This is a genomic window from Clostridium sp. CS1-1, assembly GCF_056135525.1.
Window position 1 is genome coordinate 2,648,843 of the sequence record NZ_CM148680.1, and the last position, 25,879, is coordinate 2,674,721.

At 31.7% G+C, this 25,879-nt stretch carries 20 protein-coding genes; 5 read left to right on the forward strand and 15 right to left on the reverse strand.

What is annotated here, in order from left to right:
- Nucleotides 1–129: 129 nt before the first annotated feature.
- The 9 genes from AC0N0V_RS12540 to helD form a co-directional block, all read right to left on the reverse strand.
- Nucleotides 130–1,092, reverse strand: coding sequence for a tRNA dihydrouridine synthase (locus AC0N0V_RS12540; RefSeq protein WP_474458244.1), 963 nt, complete (start codon nucleotides 1,090–1,092; stop codon nucleotides 130–132).
- A gap of 451 nt (nucleotides 1,093–1,543) precedes the next feature.
- Nucleotides 1,544–1,885, reverse strand: coding sequence for a PqqD family protein (locus tag AC0N0V_RS12545; protein ID WP_474458246.1), 342 nt, complete (start codon nucleotides 1,883–1,885; stop codon nucleotides 1,544–1,546).
- On the reverse strand, nucleotides 1,875–3,794 hold the full coding sequence (locus AC0N0V_RS12550) for an OPT family oligopeptide transporter (protein WP_474458248.1): 1,920 nt from the start codon (nucleotides 3,792–3,794) through the stop codon (nucleotides 1,875–1,877). The genes AC0N0V_RS12545 and AC0N0V_RS12550 overlap by 11 nt, the downstream gene beginning before the upstream one ends.
- A 197-nt stretch (nucleotides 3,795–3,991) precedes the next feature.
- Entirely contained in the window at nucleotides 3,992–5,407 is a 1,416-nt protein-coding gene (locus AC0N0V_RS12555) for a glycoside hydrolase family 18 protein (protein WP_474458249.1), read from the reverse strand.
- 146 nt (nucleotides 5,408–5,553) lie between these two features.
- Nucleotides 5,554–7,662 carry an AAA family ATPase gene (locus AC0N0V_RS12560; RefSeq protein ID WP_474458251.1) on the reverse strand — a complete coding sequence of 703 codons (2,109 nt, stop codon included), beginning with the start codon at nucleotides 7,660–7,662 and terminating at the stop codon, nucleotides 5,554–5,556.
- 107 nt (nucleotides 7,663–7,769) lie between these two features.
- On the reverse strand, nucleotides 7,770–9,128 hold the full coding sequence (locus AC0N0V_RS12565) for a DUF6179 domain-containing protein (RefSeq protein ID WP_474458252.1): 1,359 nt from the start codon (nucleotides 9,126–9,128) through the stop codon (nucleotides 7,770–7,772).
- Entirely contained in the window at nucleotides 9,128–9,631 is a 504-nt protein-coding gene (locus AC0N0V_RS12570; protein WP_474458254.1) for a DUF6323 family protein, read from the reverse strand. The genes AC0N0V_RS12565 and AC0N0V_RS12570 overlap by 1 nt, the downstream gene beginning before the upstream one ends.
- Before the next feature lie 249 nt (nucleotides 9,632–9,880).
- Nucleotides 9,881–10,870 (reverse strand): phosphotransferase, encoded by a 990-nt coding sequence (locus AC0N0V_RS12575; protein WP_474458255.1) that lies wholly within the window; start codon nucleotides 10,868–10,870, stop codon nucleotides 9,881–9,883.
- Nucleotides 10,871–11,171: 301 nt separating this feature from the next.
- Nucleotides 11,172–13,436: an RNA polymerase recycling motor HelD gene (gene helD, locus AC0N0V_RS12580; RefSeq protein WP_474458256.1), complete on the reverse strand. Its 2,265-nt coding sequence runs from the start codon at nucleotides 13,434–13,436 to the stop codon at nucleotides 11,172–11,174.
- 435 nt (nucleotides 13,437–13,871) lie between these two features.
- Between helD and AC0N0V_RS12585 the strand changes: the two genes are divergently transcribed.
- From AC0N0V_RS12585 to AC0N0V_RS12600, 4 genes are all read left to right on the forward strand, one after another.
- Nucleotides 13,872–14,492 (forward strand): hypothetical protein, encoded by a 621-nt coding sequence (locus AC0N0V_RS12585; RefSeq protein WP_474458258.1) that lies wholly within the window; start codon nucleotides 13,872–13,874, stop codon nucleotides 14,490–14,492.
- Between the two features lie 49 nt (nucleotides 14,493–14,541).
- The gene (locus AC0N0V_RS12590) at nucleotides 14,542–15,282 is read left to right on the forward strand and encodes a PHP domain-containing protein (RefSeq protein WP_474458259.1); all 741 of its coding nucleotides are present in this window, start codon (nucleotides 14,542–14,544) and stop codon (nucleotides 15,280–15,282) included.
- A 22-nt stretch (nucleotides 15,283–15,304) separates the two neighbouring features.
- Nucleotides 15,305–16,150, forward strand: a complete 846-nt coding sequence (locus AC0N0V_RS12595) for a metallophosphoesterase family protein (protein WP_474458261.1) — start codon at nucleotides 15,305–15,307, stop codon at nucleotides 16,148–16,150.
- 133 nt (nucleotides 16,151–16,283) lie between these two features.
- Nucleotides 16,284–17,510, forward strand: coding sequence for an IS256 family transposase (locus AC0N0V_RS12600; protein WP_474464472.1), 1,227 nt, complete (start codon nucleotides 16,284–16,286; stop codon nucleotides 17,508–17,510).
- 341 nt (nucleotides 17,511–17,851) lie between these two features.
- Here the strand turns inward: AC0N0V_RS12600 and AC0N0V_RS12605 are convergent, their stop codons facing one another.
- The 3 genes from AC0N0V_RS12605 to pdxR form a co-directional block, all read right to left on the reverse strand.
- The gene (locus AC0N0V_RS12605) at nucleotides 17,852–19,324 is read right to left on the reverse strand and encodes an MDR family MFS transporter (RefSeq protein ID WP_474458262.1); all 1,473 of its coding nucleotides are present in this window, start codon (nucleotides 19,322–19,324) and stop codon (nucleotides 17,852–17,854) included.
- A gap of 11 nt (nucleotides 19,325–19,335) precedes the next feature.
- Complete coding sequence (locus tag AC0N0V_RS12610; RefSeq protein ID WP_474458263.1) at nucleotides 19,336–19,758, reverse strand: MarR family winged helix-turn-helix transcriptional regulator; 423 nt, start codon at nucleotides 19,756–19,758, stop codon at nucleotides 19,336–19,338.
- Nucleotides 19,759–20,079: 321 nt separating this feature from the next.
- Nucleotides 20,080–21,486 carry a MocR-like pyridoxine biosynthesis transcription factor PdxR gene (pdxR, locus tag AC0N0V_RS12615; protein ID WP_474458265.1) on the reverse strand — a complete coding sequence of 469 codons (1,407 nt, stop codon included), beginning with the start codon at nucleotides 21,484–21,486 and terminating at the stop codon, nucleotides 20,080–20,082.
- 102 nt (nucleotides 21,487–21,588) lie between these two features.
- Here pdxR and AC0N0V_RS12620 point away from each other — a divergent pair, with 102 nt between their 5' ends.
- A complete protein-coding gene (locus AC0N0V_RS12620; RefSeq protein ID WP_474458266.1) occupies nucleotides 21,589–22,002 on the forward strand; it encodes a CGGC domain-containing protein in 414 nt (137 codons plus the stop codon).
- Between the two features lie 1,037 nt (nucleotides 22,003–23,039).
- Here AC0N0V_RS12620 and AC0N0V_RS12625 read toward each other — a convergent pair.
- The 3 genes from AC0N0V_RS12625 to AC0N0V_RS12635 form a co-directional block, all read right to left on the reverse strand.
- On the reverse strand, nucleotides 23,040–24,458 hold the full coding sequence (locus tag AC0N0V_RS12625) for a glycoside hydrolase family 1 protein (protein WP_474458267.1): 1,419 nt from the start codon (nucleotides 24,456–24,458) through the stop codon (nucleotides 23,040–23,042).
- A gap of 76 nt (nucleotides 24,459–24,534) precedes the next feature.
- Nucleotides 24,535–25,161 (reverse strand): class I SAM-dependent methyltransferase, encoded by a 627-nt coding sequence (locus tag AC0N0V_RS12630; protein WP_474458269.1) that lies wholly within the window; start codon nucleotides 25,159–25,161, stop codon nucleotides 24,535–24,537.
- A 172-nt stretch (nucleotides 25,162–25,333) separates the two neighbouring features.
- On the reverse strand, nucleotides 25,334–25,750 hold the full coding sequence (locus tag AC0N0V_RS12635; protein WP_474458271.1) for an RrF2 family transcriptional regulator: 417 nt from the start codon (nucleotides 25,748–25,750) through the stop codon (nucleotides 25,334–25,336).
- Nucleotides 25,751–25,879: the final 129 nt, after the last annotated feature.

The window sequence follows — 25,879 nt, forward strand, 5'->3', positions numbered from 1 at the left end:
ATTATCTAGTAATTATAATTTTGGTACAATTTAGCGACTTTCTCAATTGAGTTAATGTTTTAATATCGCTAAATTGTAAAGAATTCTGTCAAAAGATGCACGCCGATTAAAAATTGAATGCTTTATTTGTCATATAGTCTTTGGATTTTCCTCAGTTCCTAAAATGTCCTGTTCCCTGAATAAACTTGAAACTGCAGCATCGTAATCGTATAATCTTTCTGATTTTCTAATTTTTTTTGCATATTTTTCATTATTAGAAAACATCGGAAGCATATAAAACCATAATTCCTTCATTTTAAATAAGACATTCCTATCTCCAAAAAGTATTTTTTTATAATCTTCATAAATTTTATCATGAAAGTCTTTTAGTAATTTTTTTTCGAGTTTACTATTATTTTCAATATCACTAATCATTCCAGGATTGGCTAATAACCCCCTGCCAATCATCAAAGTTTCTACACTACTGAAATCATTCGTAAACTCCTTGTAATCTTTGACTGTAAAAATATCACCATTATAGCAAACAGGATTCTTACTTAATGTCAAGGCGTCCTTAAAAACCTTGAGATTAGGCTTATTTTTATAAAAGTCTTTTTGAATCCTAGGATGAATGATAAGTTCTTCCATAGGATATTTGTTAAATATTTCAATCAAATTATAAAATTCTTCTGGTTGTTCTTTTCCTATTCTAGTTTTTACTGAAATTTTTGTTGTTGCTTGAGAAAAGATTTCCTCTAAAAACATATCAAGTTCTTCTGTTTTTGAAAGAAATCCAGATCCCCTATTTTTTGAAACTACAGTTCCAGAAGGACATCCCAAGTTTAGATTAATATGATTATATCCAAATTGCTTTATTTTCTTTGAAGTATGTATAAAATCTTTTGCATTATTGGTTAGCAATTGTGGAATCAAGACTAGACCTTGGTTGTTTTCAGGTAAAATATCATTTAATTCTCGTGTCTTAAAACTATTGCTTTGATTTGCTACAATAAAAGGTGAAAAGTATTTGTCTATTTTTTTGAAAAAGGCATTATGGGCATTTCTATAAATGTAACCAGTCAACCCTTCCATAGGTGCGAAATAAAAATTCATATATTTAAAAGCTCCTTTATTCAAGTAGTGTTATTTACCCATTATAATAAAGATTACTTACAAGTTCAAGCTTAAGGGCTTGCGTATTCTATATCTTCAGTACAATAGTATTTTAGGAAAAATCCAAAATTTTTTTCATATAGATATCAAAATTAGAAAGTAGACTTATTCGGAGAGAAATAATACCAATTTGAGGATAGATTTAAATATTTTTTAGTAGTCTTAGCGAAGGATTTATGAAAAACTTAGAATCTTAGATTGTCTGAGCGTTAGCGAGTTATCGAAGATTCTTAGTTTTTCGTAAATCCTGAGCTTTAGACTTCTTAAAAATATTTAACGTACCGAAAATTGGTATTATGTCTCGGAGGATAAGTCTACTTTCGGTGTTGCTTATCTATATAGATAAACAAGATGGCACCTATGATGCAGTGCCATCTTTTGTATTAGAAATTTATTTTTCTATGTAATGACAATTAACGTTGATATGGTTTAAGAATAACAATAATCTTTCATAAAGTGGGCGAGCCTTATCACCATACTTTGCTTCTAGATTTTCTCCAATATCTTTTACAGTTTTCTTGCCATCAATTTGTAAAAACACATAACTTCCATATTCATCTAGAGAAGTTTTTTTATATTCTGGAATCTTGAATTTAAGCTTTCTAAAGAACTTTTGGATCTTATGATCTTGTTTTTCAAGTATAGTTACAGTGTTACTCTTATCTACTTCATACTCTAAATTATCGGAGATTTTGAATATTATATTTAAAACCTCTTCGTTATTATTCGGCATTTTTCACTTTACCGTTCATTATAGGTATTGCAGTAGCTACAAATAAAGCTACTAATATTACAAATGCCATTCCATTAGAAGCAGTAAATCCACTTGGCTCAATACCTTTTATAACACCAGATACTTGAAGTATTATCCCAATAAGTCCTATTATAGAACCACCCGCAACAAGACCTGAAGATAAACTTATACCATTAGATACTTTAACTTCTTTTTCTTGTTCAGATTGAGAAGTTTTTTCTATAAACAAACGAACTAGTGCACCTATTAATATTATAGAAGTTGTAGCTATTGGTAAGTAGAAGCCTATAGCAATCGTCATTATAGGAAGATTTAATAAGAACAAAACAAATCCCATAACAACACCAACAATTATCATCCCCCAAGGTAAACTACCTGACATTATACCAGCAGTTAATGTTGACATTAAGTTAGCTTGAGGTAGCGCAAATGGAACATTGTCACCAGTCATTGCAAGCTGGTTAGAAAGTACTAATATAGTACCAACAACTATTATAACACCAACTACACTGGCTATAGCAAAATATTTTTGCATTTCATTCTTATTACCACCTATTATAAAAGTAACTTTTTGTGATTGACAATAACCACCAGCAATAGATATAGCAGTAACTATAAATGTACCAAATAAAAGTAATGATTTATTGTTTTCTTGATTTATCCATCCCATTACAACAAATAATAATGTTACAAGAACTAAAGAAGCTATAGTCATACCAGATACAGGAAGGTTTGAAGTTCCTATAGTACCAGTTAATCTACCAGAAACTATAACGAATAGTAATGATAAGAATAATGATAAAATAGAAGCAGCTATTGCCATTAATATATTACCACCAGATATCAAGAAACCTGCTATAAAACCTATTATTATACCACCTAATAATATTAAGCTTCCACCAGATGAACTATTCTCACTATTTGAAGACTTAGCACTAAGAGTTTCTTTTATAGAAGATATTATAGTAGGTATAAGCTTTATAGCACCTATTAAACCACCAGAAAGCATCATACCAGCGCCTATATATTTTACATAACTACCAGCTATATGTTTAACTTGCATAGCATTTATGGCAACACTAGGATTGTTCCATACAACTGAACCTTCTTTTCCAAGAGCAGAGAAGTAACCTATTAGAGGCAAAATAGCAAAGTTTGATAATATAGAACCAGCAAACATAGTTAAAGAAACGTCTAAACCAACTATGAATCCTATACCTAATAATAAAGGATTAACTTCAACTTCAAACTTCCACTTGTAGAAGGTTTCGTTCACGTAGCTTATAACGTTGTTAGCTACATTTAAAAACGAACTAGTTATAACAGTTATAATACCTCCTATTCCGAACCCAATTACCATGTACTTCATTGATTCCCCAGCACCTTCTGAAGCAACAAGTGTTTCAGATATGGCCATTGACTCAGGGTACATTAACTTACCATGTTCTTCAACTATTAAGTAATTGTAAACAATAGAAGCTATTCCTATACCGAATAGTACTCCACCTATACCAACTGCAAAACCTTCTAAGAATGAAACTTGAGAACCTATTAAAAGAACTGCTGGTAAAACGAATATTATACCACTTGCAACAGATTCTCCACCACTTGCCATTCCTTGAACTAAGTTTTTGCCAAGGATACCTTTTTGTTTAGCAAATGCAGCTATGAAGCCAGAACCTATTATAGAACCTGGTATACCAGCGGCAACTGTAAGCCCTGACTTCATACCTGAATAGGCAGTAGATGCTGCAAACAAAACAGCTAAAATAATACCAATTATTAATACAGCACCGTTTCCACCAGATCTAGAGCCACTGGAAATGTACGGAACATAGTCTTTTCCAGCTACACCACCATATGCATCTTTAGATAACTTTTTATCCATAAGTCATGCCTCCTTTATTCTTTATATATATATTGTTCTATTTTACAGGTATAATTATTACATAATTATTGTTAAAAAGGATCCTTTAAATAGTAATGAAAACCAGACAGCACAACTGCAAAGAAAAAAAGAGAGGACATCCTCTCTTTTTTATTTGCATTGGAAATTAACTAGCAAGCTTTAACCTTGATTTACTTTTACACTAGCTCTCTAATTGTGAAGTTATCTTCAAGTAATGCCCAATTTTGAGGAAATGGAAAACCTAAAGCCCAATAACTAATACCTCTTAAATTATAATCTTTAACAGTATCAAATTTTGCTTGAGCGCTTCGAGCATCTTCAAACCAAACCTCATGCATTCTTTCTTGCTCATCTTTATAGCGATAAAACGGAGTCTGACTTACTATATCATATTGTATAACAGCACCATATCTTAATGCTCGCTTTATGGCTTCTTGCATACTAAAGGTTTGAGCTTCTTGACCTTGAACATGAGGTAGTAGCCAATCTCTAGCATATAATTGAAAACCGAAAAAGATCTTTTCTCTTGGAATAACGGAAACAGCATAGTCAAGGACACGTTTGATTTCATTTAATGGGGAAATTGGCTGTGGTGGTCCCATTCGATATCCCCATTCATAGGTCATTAAAACAACAAAATCAAGAATTCTTCCATGAGCTTTATAATCATGTGCTGTATATAGTAAACCTTGTTGACTTTCACCTATTTTGGGCGCTAAGGCACTTGAAACAAAGAAGCCTTGCTCATGCAGACGATCCACAGCCCGTTGAAGGAATTGATTATAAAGTTCACGATCGTCTGGAAGTACATTCTCAAAGTCAATATTTATACCTTTATAGCCTTTCTCCTTCATTATACTGATAATATTTGTAAGTAGGCGCTGCTGAATTTCGGTATTTGATAAAACTACATGTGCAAGATTATGTCCAAGTTCCGTTGATGTAAAATTAGCAATAGCCATCACTGGAACTACATTGTAAGGCTTTGAAGCAGTAATAGCTGAGATATCCTCTATAGACTGAAGACTACCATCCTCCCTAATTCTATATGCAAAGGGGCTTATATAAGTTAAATATTTACCCTCTCTCGCTAAAATTGAAGTCGGCGATTCACCTGTAGGATAGATATATCCATTTACCTCCATGTTAGGTCTGCGCTTTCGAGGAATAACTAATATAGTACCAGGAATAACCAAACTTGGATTGACAATATCATTTACCTTTATTAAGGATTGAAGTGAAACATTATATTTTTGTGCAATTTGGTAAAGAGATTCTCCTAATTTAACTGTGTGCCTTGGAGCTCTAATATATAATGTAAGTCCAGGATAAATATTATTAGGATTTACAATAGAATTATCGTTAATGATAGCTTGAATGGTAGTTCCATAATCTTGTGCAATTTCCCATAAGTATTCTCCAGCTCTTACTTTATGAATAGCAACTTCTGTTGGAATAACTAATGATTGGCCAATAATTAGTTCATTTTGATCTAGCAATTCATTTGCAACTACTATCTTATTTATTGGCACACGATAATAATTTGAAATTTGCCATAGTGATTCTCCTGCTTTAACTACATGAATAAGCATAAAAAACCTCCAAATTTTTGCTTTATTATATAATTTATTCTTGGGATTTATGGACATGACAGATATATTGAAAGTTTTTGCTAGTTATTAAAAAATTCGCCATGGTTATTTGTAACTCAGGAGTAGAAATTAATACAATTATAGAATCACTTACTTTTAAATCCTATCAATTTATTTTTTTCCTTAGAATTATTAATTTTATTAAGTATATCTATATCCTCATGCAAAGCATCTATATCTTTTAATTTTATGGTAAGTAGATTTTCCTTTGAGAAGTTATTCTCTTCACATATTCGCATAGAATGTTTTACCTTTAGTCTCTCAGCAACATTCCTAGCAACTCTTCCATTAGAAAAATTTTTCCCGGCATTACTGCGAATCTTTAAGAATAGTTCATATATCTTATCATATACGCCGGTCTCTACCACATAGTCCTTTCCAAGAAGCTTGAAGAATATTTCAGTCAATTCTTTTCCATCGTAATCTTCAAATTCAATTTTATAAGGGACTCTTTCCATTAGTCCTGGGTTCATGTTCATGAAAGTTTCCATCTCCTTAGGATAACCAGCCATTATAACTATAAACTTATCTCGATTATCTTCCATTTCCTTTACTAAGGTTGACACCACCTCATGACCAAAATCCACTTTATCCTCTCCACCATAAATGCTATAAGCTTCATCTATAAAAAGAATTGAACCTAAAGCCTCTTTTACCTTTTCTCTAACTTTAGGTGCAGTCTGTCCTACAAATTTTCCTATCAGTCCCTCACGACTTACCTCATGTACTTCACCTTTCTCAAGTATGCCTATTTCCTTAAATATTCTCCCAAGAATTCTTGCTACCGTTGTCTTTCCTGTGCCCGGATTTCCTAAAAAGAACATATGGTAGCAGCTATTTTCCTCTATTACTCCTATTTCTCTTAATTTCCTTTTTACCCGTGTATCTGCTACTATTTCTTTTATTCTTTTCTTAACCTCGTGAAGTCCCACTATTTCATTTAATTCAACCCACATATCTTTTTTTATTACATCATTAGCATCTTCCACTACCTTAAAATCTTCTGCAGTTAAAATATCATAAGTCTCGTTCATATTCATCTCATCCAGCCTGAATAATTTTTCTACCCAGACCTCATCAATTATCTTCTGGATAGTTCTTATATTTGAAAAACTCCCTCTTTCCTTTTCAATATCAATCCTTCTTTGAAAATACTCCTTCGCCTGTATAGATAGCTGAAAACCTTGTATATCTAGAAGCCTGTCTGCAATTTCAAATAATTCTTTATTTGTATATGGTTTAAAATTTATATGATGACAGTTTACTTTGCTTTTTATTTTTTCTAAAAGAAGCCTTAACTTTAATTCGTCTCTACAACTGTTTATAAATACAAATAATACCTTGCCTCTGTACTCCCATAATATATCTCTAAATTTATTGAAATAAGCTTCTACATCATTAAAATCTAAGTTTACATGAATTGCTACTATTCCACAGTCTTTCACTCCTTTAAGATTTGCATTTTTAATTTCTTCATTTGTTCCGAATCCCTTGTATTCTATAACACTAGAGGAATTTATAATACCTAGTTTATTAAGATATTCTGCCATAAGCTTTAATATGGAGGTTATGCCCATTCCTTGATCAATAGTAAAAACATAATGATAAGGAAACATAACTTTTGTATTGATCTCCTTTTTTATTCTCTTGCTGTAATCAGCAAACCTAGCAATAGTTTTCATTTCATTTTTAAACTCATCTAAGCCTACAATGTTATTAAAAATTGAAAAAGCTTCATTAAGATTAAAGGTACTATTTTTATCTCCATTATAGGAGCTTCTTTCGGAATCCAGAAACTTATTGTAATCCTCAATGTTTAATAAAGGGCTTTTTATGTCACTTATCTCCTTTAACATATCTAAGCAAACTTCTCTTTCTATTCTAGTAATCATAAAGGTCTTTACCATTTTCTCTAGTTCTACATTCTCATTTATTTCAAACCATTCAAATCTATTATCACATAATAGTTCCTTAAACCTGTTTATAATTATTGTATTATCAGTATTCTTATTTACCCTTATAAAGCAGCTCAGTTTATTATTGTCAATATCATATGGAAATACACTGTTCTCACCCTTTTCTAAATTAAATATATGGGCACAATCTCCTATTTCGTTAACGTAATCATCTAGTTTAAAGTGACGAGCTACTGGTAACAAAGAAAACTCTAAAACCACCTCATAATATAGATACACTAACTAATACCCCCATCCACAAATTGCTTGGATTGTCAATTTCATAAACAGTTTACTATATATAAAGTATATTAGTTAATGCACCTAATTATTTGTGCATACCTTATTTATAACTCAATACCTCGAGATATACTAATTATCTCTTCTTTTTTTATGTCATCCAACCCCTCTAGATATATCTTAAGTTTTTCATGCCATTCTTTCTCACTCTCAGTACCATAATCACTTTCCCAAACCTCATCATTTGAAATACTCTTAATCAATAATGCTAGTTCAAAATCATCCAGAGCCTTGAAAACATCAAAAAACTCGTTACCAAATATACAATCAGCACTTAATACATCAACTAAATCCTTCAAGCTATGAAATTCTTCTCTAATAATTTCTATTTTCTCTTTAGCATTACTACAATCCCTAATTTCCTCAGTTATACTCCTAAACATGCTATTATCAACACTCTCGCCATCAACATATTTAATGATATTATTCTCTGACTTGGCTAAAGTAATAAATGTATTTTCCAAGGTATTAGTTTCAATGTTTCTTCTTATTTCTGGCGCAATCTTTAGGACTGTTTTATTTATATATTCAATAAAGTTTTTATCCTCAATAAAAAGCTCCTGACAGAGCTTTTCTACAGATTTCAAAAATAACGCCTCAAGCTCCATTTGAGATAAGTTTTCCATAATGCTTTTAAGATATGCCCTATCTCCATTAGTTATATCTAATGATATTCCCCTCTTTCCTATTAAAAGATTCCCTAAGTAGTTAGTGAGAATAAACTGAAATATATTTATTAGCATCTGATTGCAGTTCTTATTAAAGCTTTTTAATAAAGCTTCGATTTCTGCATTGTCAAAGTATGAACAAAATTTATTTTCAAGGACTAATTTATTTAAATAATTCTCTATATATTCAATTCCTACCTGATTCAGTTCATCAATAGCAAGTGGATAATCTATAGGCGCTGGAGTTTCATGGCTTGCAAACCTGACATCATAATCTTTTAAAAATGATGTAATTGCATAATCAATTGTATCTATATAAGCATAGTTTTCTGTTGCTAATCTGGTTTCTTTTACAATCTCAAGTAATCTCTGACATTCACCTATTTTCGATCTTAATATTTTTTCACCTTCTGCAAATAAATACTTTAGCTCTTTCTCTTTAATTAAATTTATATTTTCCTTTATGGTTGACTGGTTCTTTAAAAATAGTCCTATTGTATAATAAATAGATAACATAATTTGTTCTGCAATTTCTACCCTAACCGAAAAACTTTTATTCTTCGTATAGTAACCCACTGTTTCTGTTAGTATATTTACCATTTGTAGCTGAATACTCTCAATATCCCTCACATTTAATAAGTTATTAGAATGAAGCACCTGCAATAGAGATTGAAAGTAGAACTCCTTACTCAATAAATTCTTAAAGGTACCTTCTTTATTAATAATAAAATTATCCATTATTCTTCATCTCCATTCTCATCACTCTCTTCGTCACTATCTATGCATTCATCCATATTTAACAAATCAATCACTCCATATTTTACATTATGCGATACTTTATCTAAGTATTTATATCTAAGGAGATCCAAATCCCCTTGACATTTATTATTAAAATACTCTTTCATAAAATCAATTAATTCATCATCACTTATCTCTTCCATTGTTTCATTTTTGTAATAATAAAAAGTTTCTATAAGATCATTTATAGTTTCAGCATAGTTATATTGTGAAATATAAGGCGAATCACAAAAGTTTGAGATAATGTGTGTTATTATCCCTCCACCAAATTCAACTCTACCATTATTGCTTAAAGCTTCAGTCCTTGTTTCCATAATTGTTTTTATATCTTTCTCAGAAAGTTTTAAGCCATATTCTAAAGTTAGTTCATTAATCTGCTGAATTTCTGTAATAACTTGTTTAAGTATTATAGAATCTGGAATAGACACAATAATTTTTTTCATAAACTCCCCCCTATTTTTAAAAAACAATTGACTTTTTGAGTTATATATGATATAATTAAATGTAATGCATTATATTTAGATGTATAATTTTATCATTTTCTTTGTTTTAAGTCAATGATATTTCTCACATTCATAAAAAGTTGAACAAAAACCCTCGATATTGCTATCGAGGGTTTTATTGATGGAAATAAGTTATACCAATAACGACGCTTGAATTCCTCAAAATATTCAATTGATTTATTTCTAACTTCAGCTCATGTGATAATCAGAAATAATACTCAATGAATCTTCAAATCGTTTTGTCCTTACATTTTGCAAAAGTTGTTCCATATGAGCCCAAGCGTACTGTAGCTTTGCTTCATCGGCTGCCAAGCTGATTTCACCTGCCCACATACGGTCATGAAGTTCTCTGAAATCTGCTTTTTTTATATTTGGATCAATAGGTTTGCCTTTAGAGGCCAACAACATGAAAATTGCTATATAGAACATGTGAAGCATTTGACGCATTAGAAAAAATCGGGCATGCCTGTATTCATCAGCTGGTTCTCCGAAATAACTTTGAAGAAAACCTTCTTCTTCTTCGTCACTCATTACCACAAAATTTGCGACAACAGCTAGATCCACATATCGGTCATTTAAAAAAGATGCCTCCCAATCCACAAACCAAGCTCGCTCCCCGTCAAAAAGAATATTTTCAGGCTTAAGATCGTTGTGACACGAAACCCAATCCTCATCATTATGAGGATAAATAGCAGCAACACGTCTGTACTGCTTAAATAGTTCTTCCATCATACTCTCCGGAAGGATTTTAGCATCCTGAAATTTCCTAACAAAACCATCCATAGTATCTTGGTAATTCGAAGACTTAGGAAAAGGCGGAAGTGAATGCAAATGGCGAAGTAGCTCAGCCAGCTTAGTTCTTGCCTCACTCACCGGAAACTGTCGAGCTGCCACAAAATCTGTAATGGAAATTCTATCTTCTATGCTCATGTACCATACACTAGGAGCAAGTCCCGCATCAGCAGCGGTCTTCATGTTTGCAAACTGGTTCGTTGGATCACCCATTGCATCGGTACGAGTTATGATACGAAGCAAGTATGGCTTTCCCTTCACAACTATACACAAAACAATGGCAGATGAGAGTCCATCAGTCATTTCCCTGATATCCTCTAATTCGCTCACTCCAAAAGTTTCCTGTAAGGCATTTTTAACCGCATTTAATTTTGTTTCTGGAATCATATAATATCCTCCTTAATTATAGGCAAGCTACTTGACACACTGATGCCTGTGAAGCACCTTATATTTAACTTAAAATAGCTTAGTGTACCCTATTTATTTTTAGCAGTATTGCCAATTACTTTTTATCCGATGACTACCCGCTCTAATACTCCCTCGCACGGTGTGAAAGCGACTATCACCAAATCGGAGATTTGGGATATCTGCTTTTCTACAAGAGGGAGTAAAGAGCGGCTACGTCCCTGGATAACGATTTCTAAGCATCAGGTGGAGTTAAAACTCCATCTGATGCCAAGAACTCTGTTTATTTTGCATAACTAAATTTAACAGTTCCCTCCAGCAATGGTGTGCTATTGCCAGAATAGTATACACATAAAACATGAAGCGCTCTAGTACAGGCAGTATAAAACAGAAGTCTTTCCTCCTCACAACTGTAATTTTCATCTCCTGCATTATAAATAAGCACCACATCAAATTCTAATCCTTTAGCAAGATAGGCTGGGATCACCAAGGTATCACTTACATATTCATCATTATCCTTCATTATGGCTTTAACGGTCACCTTATCTTCTAAGAAACTATATACCTCTTTTGCTTCTTTTACAGTCCTTGTTATGATACCAATGGATTTGTAGCCTTTCTCCTTATATACTTTTATATCCTCAAGAAGTTTCCGTTTTATAGCTTCTTCATCTGAAAAGCCAAGGATTAAAGGCTCATCTCCACTTCTTTCTACACATTCAAAGTCAATCTCCTTATTAAGCAACCTTCCTGAAAACTTAGCAATTTCTATTGTTGATCTGTAGCTTTTAGTTAAATTTATTATGCAGGTATTATCTTTCGGGAATATACGAGAGATATTATTATAATCCCCTACATTCATAAATAGATTGATAGATTGATTCAAATCACCTAGTATGGTCATATCAGCCTGGTTAAAAAGCTGATAAAAAATTTCATACTGCAGCGGTGAATAGTCCTGTGCTTCATCAATAATAACATATTTAATTTCTGAGGTTTTTGGAAGGTCTCCCAGCGCGCCTTTTAGATATAAAAGTATCGGCTGATCCTCATAATTAAGTATTTTAGCCTTTAAATTTTCTAAAGTATATCTTTTAATTTCATCAATTTTCTTCTCATTGTATTGATCATTTGAACTACCCAAGAAAGACTCCAAGTTTTCAAAGAGCTTTTTATAAATATTCACCAAGTCAAAATCTGTCATTCTATTGATTTCATAATAAACATCTTTCAGTTCATCCTTTACCATAATTGTACTTCGTTCCATAATTTCTGATTTATCCATATAAGAGTCTAAACTCTTGAGTTTATCTGACACTTCTTTTATGTGATTTTTTTCATAAGGCTCTAAAAGGAATAAAATTCTCTCTCTTATCTTTTGAAGTCTCCTTTTGAGCGGAAGGTGTGCATAATCTTTAAAAAACAGTTCTTCTAAATCCTTTGAGGAGATTATTAAACTCCCTCTAAAAATGATATCCATAAAACTTCTATTCGTTTTCTCTAGGAAAGCCACATATAGCTTTAATATATCTATAAATTCCATGGAAGATTTAAATTTTATGTTTCTGATTCTTGTTTGATAAGTAGCCTCCTTTCTTGAGCCAAGTATATATTCCATCATTTCGTTGTAGTTTTCCTTCTTAAACTCATCTCCTAAGGCCTTATGCATATATTCCTTAAACGTAGTCTGGTACATATTATCTTCTCCGAGCTCAGGTAATACATTAGAAATATAATCATTAAAAACATCATTCGGAGAGAACACTACTATATTTTCAGGAGTTATTTTATCTCTGTGCTTATACAAGAGATAAGCGATTCTGTGAAGGGCAACAGAAGTTTTTCCACTTCCAGCAGGACCTTGAACAATTAAATTTTTATACTCCTCATTACGAATCGCTTTATTCTGCTCTCTTTGAATAGTTGTTATTATCGTCTTCATCTTGCTATCGGTACTTTTACTCAACATATCCTGCAGCACTTCATCATCTATCTTAAGATTACTGTCAAACATGTACTCAATTTTACCATTATTAATCTTGTACTGTCTTTTAAGTTTAAGTTTTCCATTTACCATTCCTTCAGGACATTTATAATTGGCTTCTCCAATTTCGTAATCGTAAAACATGCTAGAAATAGGCGCCCTCCAGTCATATACGAGAAAATCAAAATTATCATTAATAAGATTGGAGATTCCTATATAACACTTCTGAGCTTTCTCCTCTCCCTTTTCAATAAAATCCATCCTTGCAAAATAGGGAGATAAAAGCATTCTTTCATATTTTTCCTCAAGCTTTCTTGTAAATTCATGTCCTCTCTTTTGTATTTTCATAGTATTCATAAATTCCATGAACTCTGCAATCTGATCCAACCCGTTTGTTACGGACACGGAGCCTACGTCCTCCCAAAGCTGCTTTTGTGTTTCAAGAGCATCCTTTCTAAACTTTTCCTTGAAATTATGCTTTTCATCAAACTGCTTTTGAGCCTCTTTAAGCACCTCTACAAGCCATTCATTTTCAAATTTCCATTCAAGATTATTATTGTTCATGATATCTCCTCCTTATTAAAATAATTTAGTAAGATTATTTCTAAAACCAGTTGACATTGCTTTTTTAAAGGTGTATAATATAATTAGGGAGTTATAAATTGTTCAATGTTAAAAATGACATCGAACCTATTTTATCTCTTTTATTTCGTTATGTCAATACTAAAGACATTTATCGTTGGACAAATGTCTTTTTTTGATATCCTCCCTTAAATTAATTATCATACCTATACTTTTTTCCTGTTGGTATAGATTTATCTCACAAAGAGCTTTATTTTTTAACCACTTCTGTCTTAAACTTTTTATCTTACATTTCAATCAAGTGACCAGGATTTATATTTTCTTTAGACATCTATATTAGAATCTGAAAATTCCTACTTCCCTAAAAGCAAAATAAACAATTAAGCCGTAAGTTTGTCCTGAGCTTTTCTTTTTTAAATGACTAGAACAAAAATATACTCTCCCGAATATACTAAAATTGTGATTATTTTTAAACAGGTGAGTAATATTAAGCTTAGTAAGGATATAAATGTAAAAAATTTAGAGTTTGTAGGCAAAGGTACCCAAGGCAAGGTATACAGAATAGACTCCAAAAAGTGCATAAAAATTTTTAAAAGTAAGAAAGTGTGTAAAGATGAACTAATTACTTTATTAATGGCTAAAGCAGATAAGCATTTCCCTATGCTTTACCAATTTGGTGCAGACTATATCATAAGAGAATATGTTGATGGTATTGAATTAAATAAATACCTATCAAAGCAAAAACTTACGCCTCAAATCTCAAAAAAACTTATAGAACTGTATGATACCATGAATAAGCTTGGTTATTTGAGGCTAGATTCAGCAATATTTCATATCTTTGTAATGCCAACCGGTGAACTTAAGCTTATAGATACTTCAAAAGCAATGATAAAAAAATCTAAAATTCCAAATTTGATTATTAGCGGTCTAGAGGAGCTTGGATACAAAGATGATTTTTTTTACTTTGTAAAAAATGATAGGCCAGAATTATACAATCAATGGATAAATTACTCCAGGAAAAAATATAAAAAGAAATAGTGAACTCCTAATTTGTTTTAAACTTGCAAAGAGTAAAGGAGTTGGTAATATGCTTATGAGAGGTGATCTTCATATTCATTCAACAGCATCTGATGGCTATCTTAGTCCACGACAGATTATAGAACTCGCAAAAAGTCGCGGCATAGATACTATTGCTATTTCTGATCACAATTCAATTGATGGGATAGCTGAAGCCTCTGAAGCAGGCAAACAGCATGGTGTTTCGGTAATTCCTGCAGTTGAGCTATCCACGAGTTTTAACGGCGAAAGTATTCATATTTTAGGATACTTTAGAAATAGACAATTTGATAGTGTTGATTTTAGACAAATCCTAAAATTAGTAAAAAACCATAGAGCTCAAAAATTTAGAGAAATGTTTTGGCAATACAGGAAACGTCGAAACTCTAATAATTATTTATCTAGTTCTGAAGGAATTTACCTCCTAAAATCATTTGAAGCTGCAGTGGTGCTAGCCCATCCTGTTCGTATATCTAAGAAAAATCTTCCCAGTCTTTTAAATATGCCTTTTGATGGTATAGAAGCAAAATACTGTCGCAGTAATAATTATAATACAAAATATTTTACCAACATAGCAACCAAAGGATTTTCTTTTTATACAGCAGGCTCAGACTTCCATACAAATAAAGTTGGAGAGAATAAACATTCACTTATTGGAGAACCATGCCTTAACTCAACTGAACTACAAAGATTTCTTAAAAATTCTAGAGCATTAATCTTAGGAGCAAGTGTCAATCGCAGTATTTTATATAATTACATCAACTATTTATAGTTGTCTTGGTGGTGGTATAAACATGAGATTTGTAATCTTAAGCGACTCTAAGGGAAAAGAAAATGGTATTAATGAAAAAGTACTAATAAAGCTTTTGGAGAAAACTTGTAAACTTCAGCCTAAGCCTGATCTTATTGTATTATGCGGAGATAACGTCGCAGGCAGCAGCGAGGAAGTGGTATTAGCTTACCAACTTGACAATCTAAGAAGCTTAATAGAGAAATATCATTACGGAAAGCCTTTAATTCCTGTAGTAGGTAATCATGAAGTTAATAACACTCCCGAAGATGATAGATATGAAAGAATCTTCAGCAGGATATATGATGATATGCTTCCTGATACGTGTCTTAATGGTTATAACAGGACCGTATTTTATACAGACTACAAAGATACCAGATTTATAGTACTTAACGCCTTTCATTTTGGGGAAAAAAACAAAATTGTAAATAAACAGCTTTCATGGTTTGAAAAAATAGCTTCTGCAAAAATAAAAAATAAAATTGTTTTTGTTCACTCTCCTGCTTTTCCAACAGGAGCCCATTTGGGGCATTGCCTAGACTTATATCCCGATGATAGAGATGCTTTCTGGAAAATTGTTCAGAAATGCAATATAGATATAGTCTTCTCGGGTCACGAACATAATTATTCGAGACGAAAGATAGAGTATGAAAAAGATATCTATCAAGTTATTACAGGCGGCAGTGGAGAAAAACTTAAAGATAAGTTTAAAGATAAAAAAGGAGTAATAATATCCCCTATAGCCAAATTTCATTTCGTCATGGTTGATGTGGATTCAGATGGTATTAAAGTTTCTGTTATTAGTTCTAAAGGGAAACTTCTAGATAAATTCGAAATAGAGAAATTCTAAACAAAAATCCTATCCACTAAAGGGAGCATACATAGATTTGTGTAAATCAAATCTATGTATGCTTTTTTTATGTATGTATAGCTGGTATTTATGGGAATAATAACCACAATGATTTATGAAGGGAGAAAAAGAAATGAAACAATTACAAATACCAGATATAGATTTAAATAAAGAACTAAATAAATGTAAGAGTATGGAGGATTTAGTTGGAAAGAATGGGCTAATGCAACGGTTATTTGGCAACATAATTCAGCAATTCTTAGAGGCTGAGATGGAAGAACATCTCGGTAGAGAGAAGTATGAGAGAGAGAACAATGATAATAAGAACTACAGAAATGGCTATAGTAAGAAGAATATTAGAACCAGCTTCGGAGAAGTTGATGTAAGTGTGCCAAGAGACCGAAAATCAGAATTTGAGCCTAGGATTGTGAAGAAATATGAAACAGTTTGTAATGAGCTTGATAAAAAGGTTATAGGTCTATATGCAAGAGGCATGTCTGTGGACGATATTAAATCAGAAATTGATGAACTTTATGGAGTTGATATATCTCCTACGATGATTTCAAAAATAACAGATAAGGTTATCGAAACGGCTATCGCCTGGCAAAATAGGTCGTTAGACCTTGTATACCCTATAGTTTATATGGATGCTATTCATTTTAAGGTTAAAGAAGAACATAGGATTGTAAGTAAGGCTGCATACATTTGTATGGCTTTAGATACTAAGGGTTATAAGGATATACTTGGTATTTGGATTGGAGAACAGGAAGGAGCTAAGTTCTGGTTATCAGTTTGTAACGACCTTAAAAATAGAGGGGTAAGGGATATACTAATTGCCTGTATGGATGGTCTTAAAGGTTTGCCTGATGCTATAAAAGCTGTGTTCCCTAATGTAAGTATACAAAACTGCATAATACACCAGATTAGAAATTCTATAAGATATGTAGCTTCAAAGGACAGTAAGGCTTTTATGAAGGATTTAAAATCTGTATATCAAGCAACAAGTGAGCAAATAGCTCTAAATTCCCTTCAAACTTTGGAAGACACTTGGGGAGAAAAGTATTCAATAGTTATACAGTCTTGGAAGAATAACTGGGAGAACTTATCTACATATTTTGCTTTTCCACCAGAGATTAGAAGAATAATATATACTACAAATGCTTTAGAGGGATTCAACAGGCAGCTAAGAAAATTTACTAAGATTAGAACATCATTCCCTACGGATGATTCATTGATGAAAGCTCTATATTTAGCTACAGAGCAGATTATGAGAAAATGGACTTCGCCGAGTCAGAACTGGTTCTTAACATTAGCTCAACTTAGTATAATGTTTGAAGATAGGCTTGAACAATATATCTAAAAAGCTACGCTTGTACTTTTTTGAATAAAAGAGAATAATAATGAAAAAATTACAAACAATACTAACAGATAAAAGCTATACTACGACATTATCTAGTATTACCACAAAAAGTAAAAATTACTACAGGAATTTTTTCCTATAGTAATTTCCAATTAAGTTAGACCTCATCTATATAATTTTACACAAACCTATGAACGTTCTCCCACTAAACTATAAATTTTATAGTTTACAACTTATTATGTTGTATTAAAGGGAACTCCTAACCTTTAATAATTAGGAAGTTCCCTTTGACTCGTAGTAAGAATATGCAAATATTTATAAGACAAGGTAAAAATATTTGTCTACACCTCATTTTTTATAAGCATTGAATTATGTTTATGCTCTTTAGTTTCTCTTTTAAGAAAAAAACTAATTGGTAGTGTAATTAAAATAATAATAAAACTTATAAAATACACATCATTTACAGCCATTACAAATCCTTTGCTTTCAGTTAACACAGTAGGTAATTTATTATTTGAAGCTGCAACTAGTTCATTAGCATGATTTATAGCGCGAGATGTTAGTATAGACGTAAATACACCCATGGATAAAGAAGATATCGCCCTACTTGTCCAATTATTTATTGAAGAGCCATGTCCAGACATTATTTTAGGGAGAACTGCCATTCCACAATAAGTAACAGGCAGTGTACTAAAAGACATTCCAATATTACGAACTATCATCCAAATTATAATATAACTATGAGGTGTATAAATGGTTAAATGCGCCATTTTCCATGAACCAACTGCCATAAATAAAATACCAATCATTATTAATATACTTGGGTCTATATGTTTATATAACTTACCTACAACAGGCATTAATAATGCCATAACAAGAGTCGCTGGTAATAAAATAATTCCTGTATTTAATACCGAAATATGTTGAATATTTTGTAGGAAAAGCGGAGTCAAAAGAATACCTGCATATGTGATAATCATAATACTACAATATACTATAATGCTTAAAGAATACTTTTGATATTTAAACACACGAATATTAAGAATCGGTAAGTCTATGCTTAGTTCTCTCCAAATAAATAACCCTAAAGCCACAAATCCCACAATAATCAAACTTATTATTTTCCATGAGCTCCAACCCAAGTTCGCACCCTCACTAAAAGCGATTAACAAAAACAAACTACCTATTAAAACAAATAAAAACCCCGAAAAATCAAAATATTTCGGACTATCAAATTTGAAATATGGCATAGATTTAGCACCTAATATAAAAATAATAAGTCCAATTGGAATATTTATTAAAAATATAGATTGCCAATTAAAGTACTGAATTAAAAATCCACTTAAGGTCGGTCCAACAGCAGGAGCAAGCATTGTTGCAGTACTCCAAATACTTATTGCAGTTACCTGATCTTCTTTTGGAATAACTTGATAAATTATAGCCATAGTAGCAGGCATAACAAATCCACAAAATACCCCCTGTAAAATACGAAAGGTTATCAATGAAATTATATTCCACGATAATGCACATAGAATTGATGACAAAGTAAATCCAACAATTGAAACTAAGTATACACGTTTATAACTAAACCTTTCCCCCAAACATGCAGACAATGGAGTTACTGTTCCCATAGATAATAAATATCCTGTAAGTGTCCACTTCGCCATATCTAAACTTGTATTAAAATTCTTCATAAAAAATGGAATTGCTAAATTTATAGTACTGCTACTTAGCATCACTATAAATGCCCCAAGAAAAACTGTTGCCATCATTAATTTGAATGAAACTTTTTGTTCACTTTTAATATTATCCATCTTTTAATTCCTTATAGTAAACCTTTCATTAATTTTTGTAGCAACCCACTTAACATAGAATTTTCTTCCTCACTAAGTACAGAGGTTATTTTCGTTCTTACCTCAAGGACAATTGGTAACAATTTTTCTACTAGTTCACGCCCATTACTTGTAAGCGTTATTAAAAATTCTCTTCTATCATTTGGTGATTTTTCTCTTTTTACAAATTCTCTTTTTTCAAGAATATCCAAGCTTCTTGTTAAAGCTGCTCTATCTTTAAAACATTTCTTAGCTAACTCCTTTTGATTAATCCTTTCATTATTATAAAGTTCAATTAAAATAGACCACTGCTCAGCAGTAATATCATAATCATGTAATTCCTTTTGTAAAATATTTCTAAGAATTATATTTGACTGATGTATTAATACGTTTAGCGGCTTTTCAAAATTATCCATCGTAAAACATCCTTTCGTATATGGTATATTAATAGTCTACATCTAATTAATTGATACGTCAACTATTTCCCTTTATACTATTGATATATCAACTAACTGTTTAAAATTAATATTAAGTGCAATTTATTCAATAGCTTTAAAGCTTTATAAATCTAAGATGTTAAATCAAACGTAAGTAAACACCACAAAACTCACTTTGAATAATGTGGTGTTCTAAATTAATTATTTATTTTCTCTAAATTTGTTATTTGTTAATTTGATCTATAACACTATGCTCCGTTAATTCAGAAAGTTTTTCAATCCGTTCATTTTTACCATTTATTAAATAAACCATGCCTTTTCCAATACCTGAATACCTTCTTCAATCTGCAATGGCGTTAAACCACCAAAGCCCAGTAGAATCATGGGAAATTCACTGGTTACAGATTCATTATAACAAATTGAGGTTGGATAGATTTTTATTTTCATATCGTGGGCAGATTGAATCAATTCTTCCTCTGTCATTCCATTTTTAACTTTCAACAAAATATGCAGTCCAGAATTCGCCCCTATTACTTCAATTTTTTCTTTCATATGTTTATCAATTGCGGCAAGTAATATTTCACGCTTTTTACGATATAATGTCCTCATCTTATTTATGTGGCTTGACAGATATCCTTCTTTCATAAATCTATAGAGTGTATCTTGATGAAGTCGGGATACTGTCTGCTTATATGTTTCAAAATATTTTTCATATTCCTTAGCTAATTTTGGCGGTAAAACTAGATAACTCATTCTAATCGAAGGGATTAAAGATTTTGAAAATGTCCCCATATAAATAACCTTGCCATTTCTATCTAACCCTTGTAAAGAAGGAATTGGCTTTCCCTCATATCTAAATTCACTATCATAGTCATCTTCAATTATATAACCATCTCTTTCTTCACTCCATTTTAATAACTCCAATCTTCGAGAAACGGGCATAATCATTCCACAGGGAAACTGGTGAGAAGGTGTAACATAGACAACCCTAGCAGAACTTTTTCTTAAATCTTCTACACAAATACCATCTTCATCTATAGAAATATGTCGGACATCCACTCCTTGGTCTGTAAAAACATTTCTTGCTTTATTATATCCGGGATTTTCAATTGCGTACGTGTAGTCTTTACCTAGTAGCATACATAATAATATCATTAGATATTGCATACCTGCTCCGATAATAACTTGTTCCGGAACACATCTCACGCTTCTTGATTCAAAAAGATATTTAGATATCTCTTTACGTAGACATTCCTCTCCTTGAGATTCACCTACTAATAAGAGATCACCTTGTTCTGAATATAAGCATTGGGTTGTCAATTTCCTCCATATACGGTATGGAAAATAGTCCAAATCAACATTCCCAGAACTAAAGTTAATTAAGTATTTAAAGTCATCCTTTAATTTTACATTTTCACCTGGCTCATTAGTAGATGGTAGACTACATAATATGCTATCTTCTAGTCTTGTTACAAATATCCCTACACGAGGTTTACTTTCTACATATCCTTCTGCACATAATTGTTCATAAGCAGTTTGAATAGTATTCTGGCTAATTCCTAGATAACTTGCTAATTTTCTTTTTGATGGCAATTTCGTTTGTGGTTTAATTGTCCCAATTTGTATTTCATGTTTGATATATTCGTATAATTGCATATAAAGCGGAGTGTTTTTTGAGTAATCCCAAATAGGCATAATTTCAATCATTCTTTATATCCTCCAATAACTGATACCATAAAATATATTAAAACTGATACTTTTGATGATACCATATCAGAATTATAATTTAAATATAAGGAGGGGGAATTTATGGATACTAAATACGTTATTATCATTCAATGCGATATTGCACATAGAAGGTGCAGTGGATTTGCATGTACAAATGCTTTTTATAATAAGGATGAGGTTTTTAAAGATTATGATGATACTACAAGATATATTTCTTTTACTTGTGGTGGATGCTGCGGAAAAGGAGTTGCTTCCAAACTAGAACACTTTTTCAAGAAAGCGCGTAAAAATAATAACATTACCAAAGATGAGGTGGCAGTTCATTTATCATCTTGTATGGTAACAGATAATCACCATTATGATAGATGTCCTCATGTAGATTATATAAAGAGCATAGTCACAAAGAAAGGTTATAAAAATATGATTGAGGGATCTTATATAAGTAATACTGCAAAGAGGAAAAGAGAAGAAGGAATATACAATTGCTATGAGTAAAATGAGTTTTTAAAGACTCAACTTGCTACATTGTAATATATAAATTTCTTATGGTTCGGCTTAACCCAAGTTTTGGAGGCTGTTATAAGGTTAGATTTATAGTGTTTCATCAGCCCTCACTTCGAGGACAGAATCTAATACTAAATCACATTTAAAAGCTCCAATTATTTTTAATGTTTTCTTTTAGAAAACTGTAAAAATAATTGAGAGCTTTTAAGTGCTTTAGTATAAGATTCTGTAAACTCTCGTTCGAAGCTGATTCCACACCATAAACCTAACCTTATAACAGTTGTAAATTATAGTTTTAAACCTAACCTTTTTTGTTGCATAATCATAAAAACTCATCTTAAAGGTATGCTAATGCCTCATACCGACAGGCTTAGTAAACATATTTTTAGAGATTAGACTAATATGATAAAATATAACAAAATAATTATCCGAAGGACTCTAATACAATCTTGTTTACAGATTTAGTTAAAACTTACGAATAGTAATTTTTTAATTATAGAGACTGATTTAATATTTTAGATTTTCAAGTAAAATCCACCTAATAAGTGCTCATTCTATAAAATAATTATAGTTAATATTTTAGTCCTAACGGACAATATTTTTTAAATTTATTGAACTGTTCTAAATTATAAAAGAATACTTCTCAAAATCTACGACATCAGGCATTGCCATGCCTTTAAGATGGCTAAAATAACAATTACATTATTAAAGAGGTTAGAGTAATAGTCTAAATTTTTATATGTTTGAAGGTTAGGTTTACAGTGTGGAATCGGCTTTGAGCAAAAGATTACAGAATCTTATACTAATGAACTTAAAAACCCTCAATTATTTTCACAGTTTTCTGTAAGAAAACATTGAAAATAATTGGGGTTTTTAAATGTGAATTAGTATTAGATTCTGTTCTTGAAGCGAAGGCTGATGAAACACTGTAAGCCTAATCTTCAAACAGTTCCCAAACTTAGATTAAGTCACAACATCCCTACATTGTAACTCTTCGGAAGAAACTAATGTGGCTTTGGGAAAATACACTAACCTTCCACTAGGCTTTTTCCATTTGTTGAAATTACTTCTTTATACCAGTAAAAGCTCTTCTTCTTATATCTTTCTAAAGTCCCGCTCCCATCATCATTGCGGTCTACATATATGAAACCATAACGCTTTTTAAGTTCTGAAGTTGACATACTAACAAGATCAATACATCCCCATGTAGTATATCCCATTACCTCTACACCATCTTCTATTGCTTCAGCTACCTGAACTAAATGGTCATTTAGATATTTAATTCTATAATCATCAATTACTGTTTTATTTCCATTTTCATCTGTTACTAATTCATCAACAGCACCTAAACCATTTTCCACAATGAATAAAGGTTTTTGATATCTATCATATAATAAGTTTAAGATGTATCGTAGTCCTTCTGGATCTATTTGCCATCCCCAATCAGACGCTCTTAGATGTGGATTTGGAACTCCACCAATAAGATTCCCTGATCCCTTTATGTTCTTTTCTGGATCTGCAGTTGCACAAGCACTCATATAGTAACTAAAGGAAATAAAATCTACTGTATTTTTCAATATTTCTTTATCACCAGGCTCCATTTTAATTTCTATGTCATTTTCTTTAAAAAATCTATTCATATATTTTGGATATTCTCCCCTTGCATGAATATCTGCAAAAAAGAGATTTTGCCTATCTTGTTCCATAGCTTTAAGTACATCACTCGGCTTCGATGTTAATGGATAATTTGGTACGCCAAGAATCATACATCCAATTTTAAAATCTGAATTTATTTCATGACCAACTTTTACTGCGAGTGAACTTGCCACTAACTCATGATGCATAGCTTGATATAAGTCTTGTTTACTTAAGTCTTCCTTTGGTGTCCATACTCCAGCGCTTGTATAAGGAAAATGTGTTGCTGAGTTTATTTCGTTAAAAGTTAACCAATATTTCACTTTACCTTTATATCTTGTAAATATTGTTCTTACATAGTTTTCAAAAAATCCTATGAGCTTTCTATTTACCCATCCATTATAATTTTTAGCAAGTGCTAGTGGAGTCTCATAGTGTGAAATTGTAATAAGTGGCTCAATTCCGTATTTTGAACATTCATCAAATAAGTCATCATAAAATTGTAATCCCTTCTCATTTGGCTCTACATCATCGCCATTTGGGAATATTCTAGACCATGCAATAGAGGTTCTAAATGTTTTAAAACCCATCTCAGCAAATAATTTAATATCTTCTTTATACTTGTGATAAAAATCAATACCAATCAATTTCATATTATCTTCTGTTGGTTCCTCTGTAACTGGCCCCATGATACCTCTTGGTGCTATATCCTGTGTTGATAACCCTTTACCATCTTCATTGTATGCTCCTTCACATTGGTTAGCTGCTACTGCACCTCCCCATAAAAAACCTTCTGGAAAATTCCTTGCCATTTTACTTCCTCCTTTTAAAGATGAACTAATTACTTTGTAAATCTAATTAGTTCATCTTTATTTATTTCCTAACTTATCATTCTTTTTTACATTTTACAATTATAAAGTTCAACGGAGGTTTATTTTCTACATTTTTACTCGGCTCATCAATTTCTGAAATTTCTATTAGTCCATATTTTCCAAATTCTTGTTTTACTGAATCAGAATCATAAAAAAACATTTTTACGCCTTCTATTCTCTCGAATCGATCTTTACCCAGTTGTTTCCCCTTTCCAAACATTGGGGTCTTTTTTGAAACAGCTGTAAAAATCATATATCCATTTGGCTTTAGCTGACTATAGCAATCTCTAATTAATTTTTCTCTTTCATGTTCATCCAATAAATGAATAAGCGCAAAGCAAAATATACCGTCATAAAGTTTGTTATCAAAAGGCATCTCAGTTACTGAACCATGATGGATTCTAATATCAAGTCCGTTTTGTCTTGCCAAATCGATGGCTGTTTTTGATATCTCAATACCTGTTACATTAATTCCATTGTCTAAAAAAATCTTCGCATTTCTACCGTATCCGATACCCGGGATTAATATGTCCTTAACTTTCTTCTCAAGGAAAAAGTCCTTTGCCAAGATTGCTGAGTCTGTAGGTTCATGCCCCCACATCATTTGTTTTTCTATAAAACTTTCTTCCCAAAATTCTGTCATATACCTCTCTCCTTTGTGTTTTATTTTAATATGATATTGTGCTGATAACACCTATAGTTACTTTATCTGTAGATATCTGTTTTTATACCCTTCTAACATATATATTGCAGGCATTTAATATCTGTAATTAAAATATAAAAAATCGCATAATGTGACTGAGTAGGTAAAAAAATTATTCTTTACCTATTTCATTAGTCATTCTATTTTGCACTAGTTCATAGATCTTTTTATTCTGCAGATACGTCTCCATTACACTTTCTGCTTCTTCCATTACTTTGAGAATACGACACTCGCCTTCCTCCTCATGTAATTCACAATTAAATAATGATCCAGTTCCTTCAGTTGCCTTAATAACATCCATAAATGAAATATCCTCTTTCTTTTTACGCAAAACATAACCACCATTCGCACCAGGAGTTGACTGAATTAAGTCAGCCTTTACTAACTGCGTTAAAATCTTTGAAAGATAGGTAGCAGATATATTAAAGTGCCTTGCTAGTGTTTGTAAACTTAAATTATCAGTCTTACCATGTGAAATCATATACGCAACGGTATGTAATGCATAATTTGTCGCTTTAGTATATTTCAAAGTATCTCCTCCTTAAAAGGTATTACAGACTCTATTTGTCTATAATTATACGGATAACAATTACTTTTGTCAATCTTTTCAAAAGATAAGATAGTGGAATCACACATTATCATTTTGATTTTACTCCAC

Coding starts and splice junctions, on each gene's coding strand:
- AC0N0V_RS12540 (WP_474458244.1), bottom strand. CDS start 1,092: ATGAATTTTTATTTCGCACCTATGGAAGGGTTGACTGGTTACATTTAT.
- AC0N0V_RS12545 (WP_474458246.1), bottom strand. CDS start 1,885: ATGCCGAATAATAACGAAGAGGTTTTAAATATAATATTCAAAATCTCC.
- AC0N0V_RS12550 (WP_474458248.1), bottom strand. CDS start 3,794: ATGGATAAAAAGTTATCTAAAGATGCATATGGTGGTGTAGCTGGAAAA.
- AC0N0V_RS12555 (WP_474458249.1), bottom strand. CDS start 5,407: ATGCTTATTCATGTAGTTAAAGCAGGAGAATCACTATGGCAAATTTCA.
- AC0N0V_RS12565 (WP_474458252.1), bottom strand. CDS start 9,128: ATGGATAATTTTATTATTAATAAAGAAGGTACCTTTAAGAATTTATTG.
- AC0N0V_RS12570 (WP_474458254.1), bottom strand. CDS start 9,631: ATGAAAAAAATTATTGTGTCTATTCCAGATTCTATAATACTTAAACAA.
- AC0N0V_RS12575 (WP_474458255.1), bottom strand. CDS start 10,870: ATGATTCCAGAAACAAAATTAAATGCGGTTAAAAATGCCTTACAGGAA.
- helD (WP_474458256.1), bottom strand. CDS start 13,436: ATGAACAATAATAATCTTGAATGGAAATTTGAAAATGAATGGCTTGTA.
- AC0N0V_RS12585 (WP_474458258.1), top strand. CDS start 13,872: ATGACTAGAACAAAAATATACTCTCCCGAATATACTAAAATTGTGATT.
- AC0N0V_RS12590 (WP_474458259.1), top strand. CDS start 14,542: ATGCTTATGAGAGGTGATCTTCATATTCATTCAACAGCATCTGATGGC.
- AC0N0V_RS12595 (WP_474458261.1), top strand. CDS start 15,305: ATGAGATTTGTAATCTTAAGCGACTCTAAGGGAAAAGAAAATGGTATT.
- AC0N0V_RS12600 (WP_474464472.1), top strand. CDS start 16,284: ATGAAACAATTACAAATACCAGATATAGATTTAAATAAAGAACTAAAT.
- AC0N0V_RS12605 (WP_474458262.1), bottom strand. CDS start 19,324: ATGGATAATATTAAAAGTGAACAAAAAGTTTCATTCAAATTAATGATG.
- AC0N0V_RS12610 (WP_474458263.1), bottom strand. CDS start 19,758: ATGGATAATTTTGAAAAGCCGCTAAACGTATTAATACATCAGTCAAAT.
- pdxR (WP_474458265.1), bottom strand. CDS start 21,486: ATGATTGAAATTATGCCTATTTGGGATTACTCAAAAAACACTCCGCTT.
- AC0N0V_RS12620 (WP_474458266.1), top strand. CDS start 21,589: ATGGATACTAAATACGTTATTATCATTCAATGCGATATTGCACATAGA.
- AC0N0V_RS12625 (WP_474458267.1), bottom strand. CDS start 24,458: ATGGCAAGGAATTTTCCAGAAGGTTTTTTATGGGGAGGTGCAGTAGCA.
- AC0N0V_RS12630 (WP_474458269.1), bottom strand. CDS start 25,161: ATGACAGAATTTTGGGAAGAAAGTTTTATAGAAAAACAAATGATGTGG.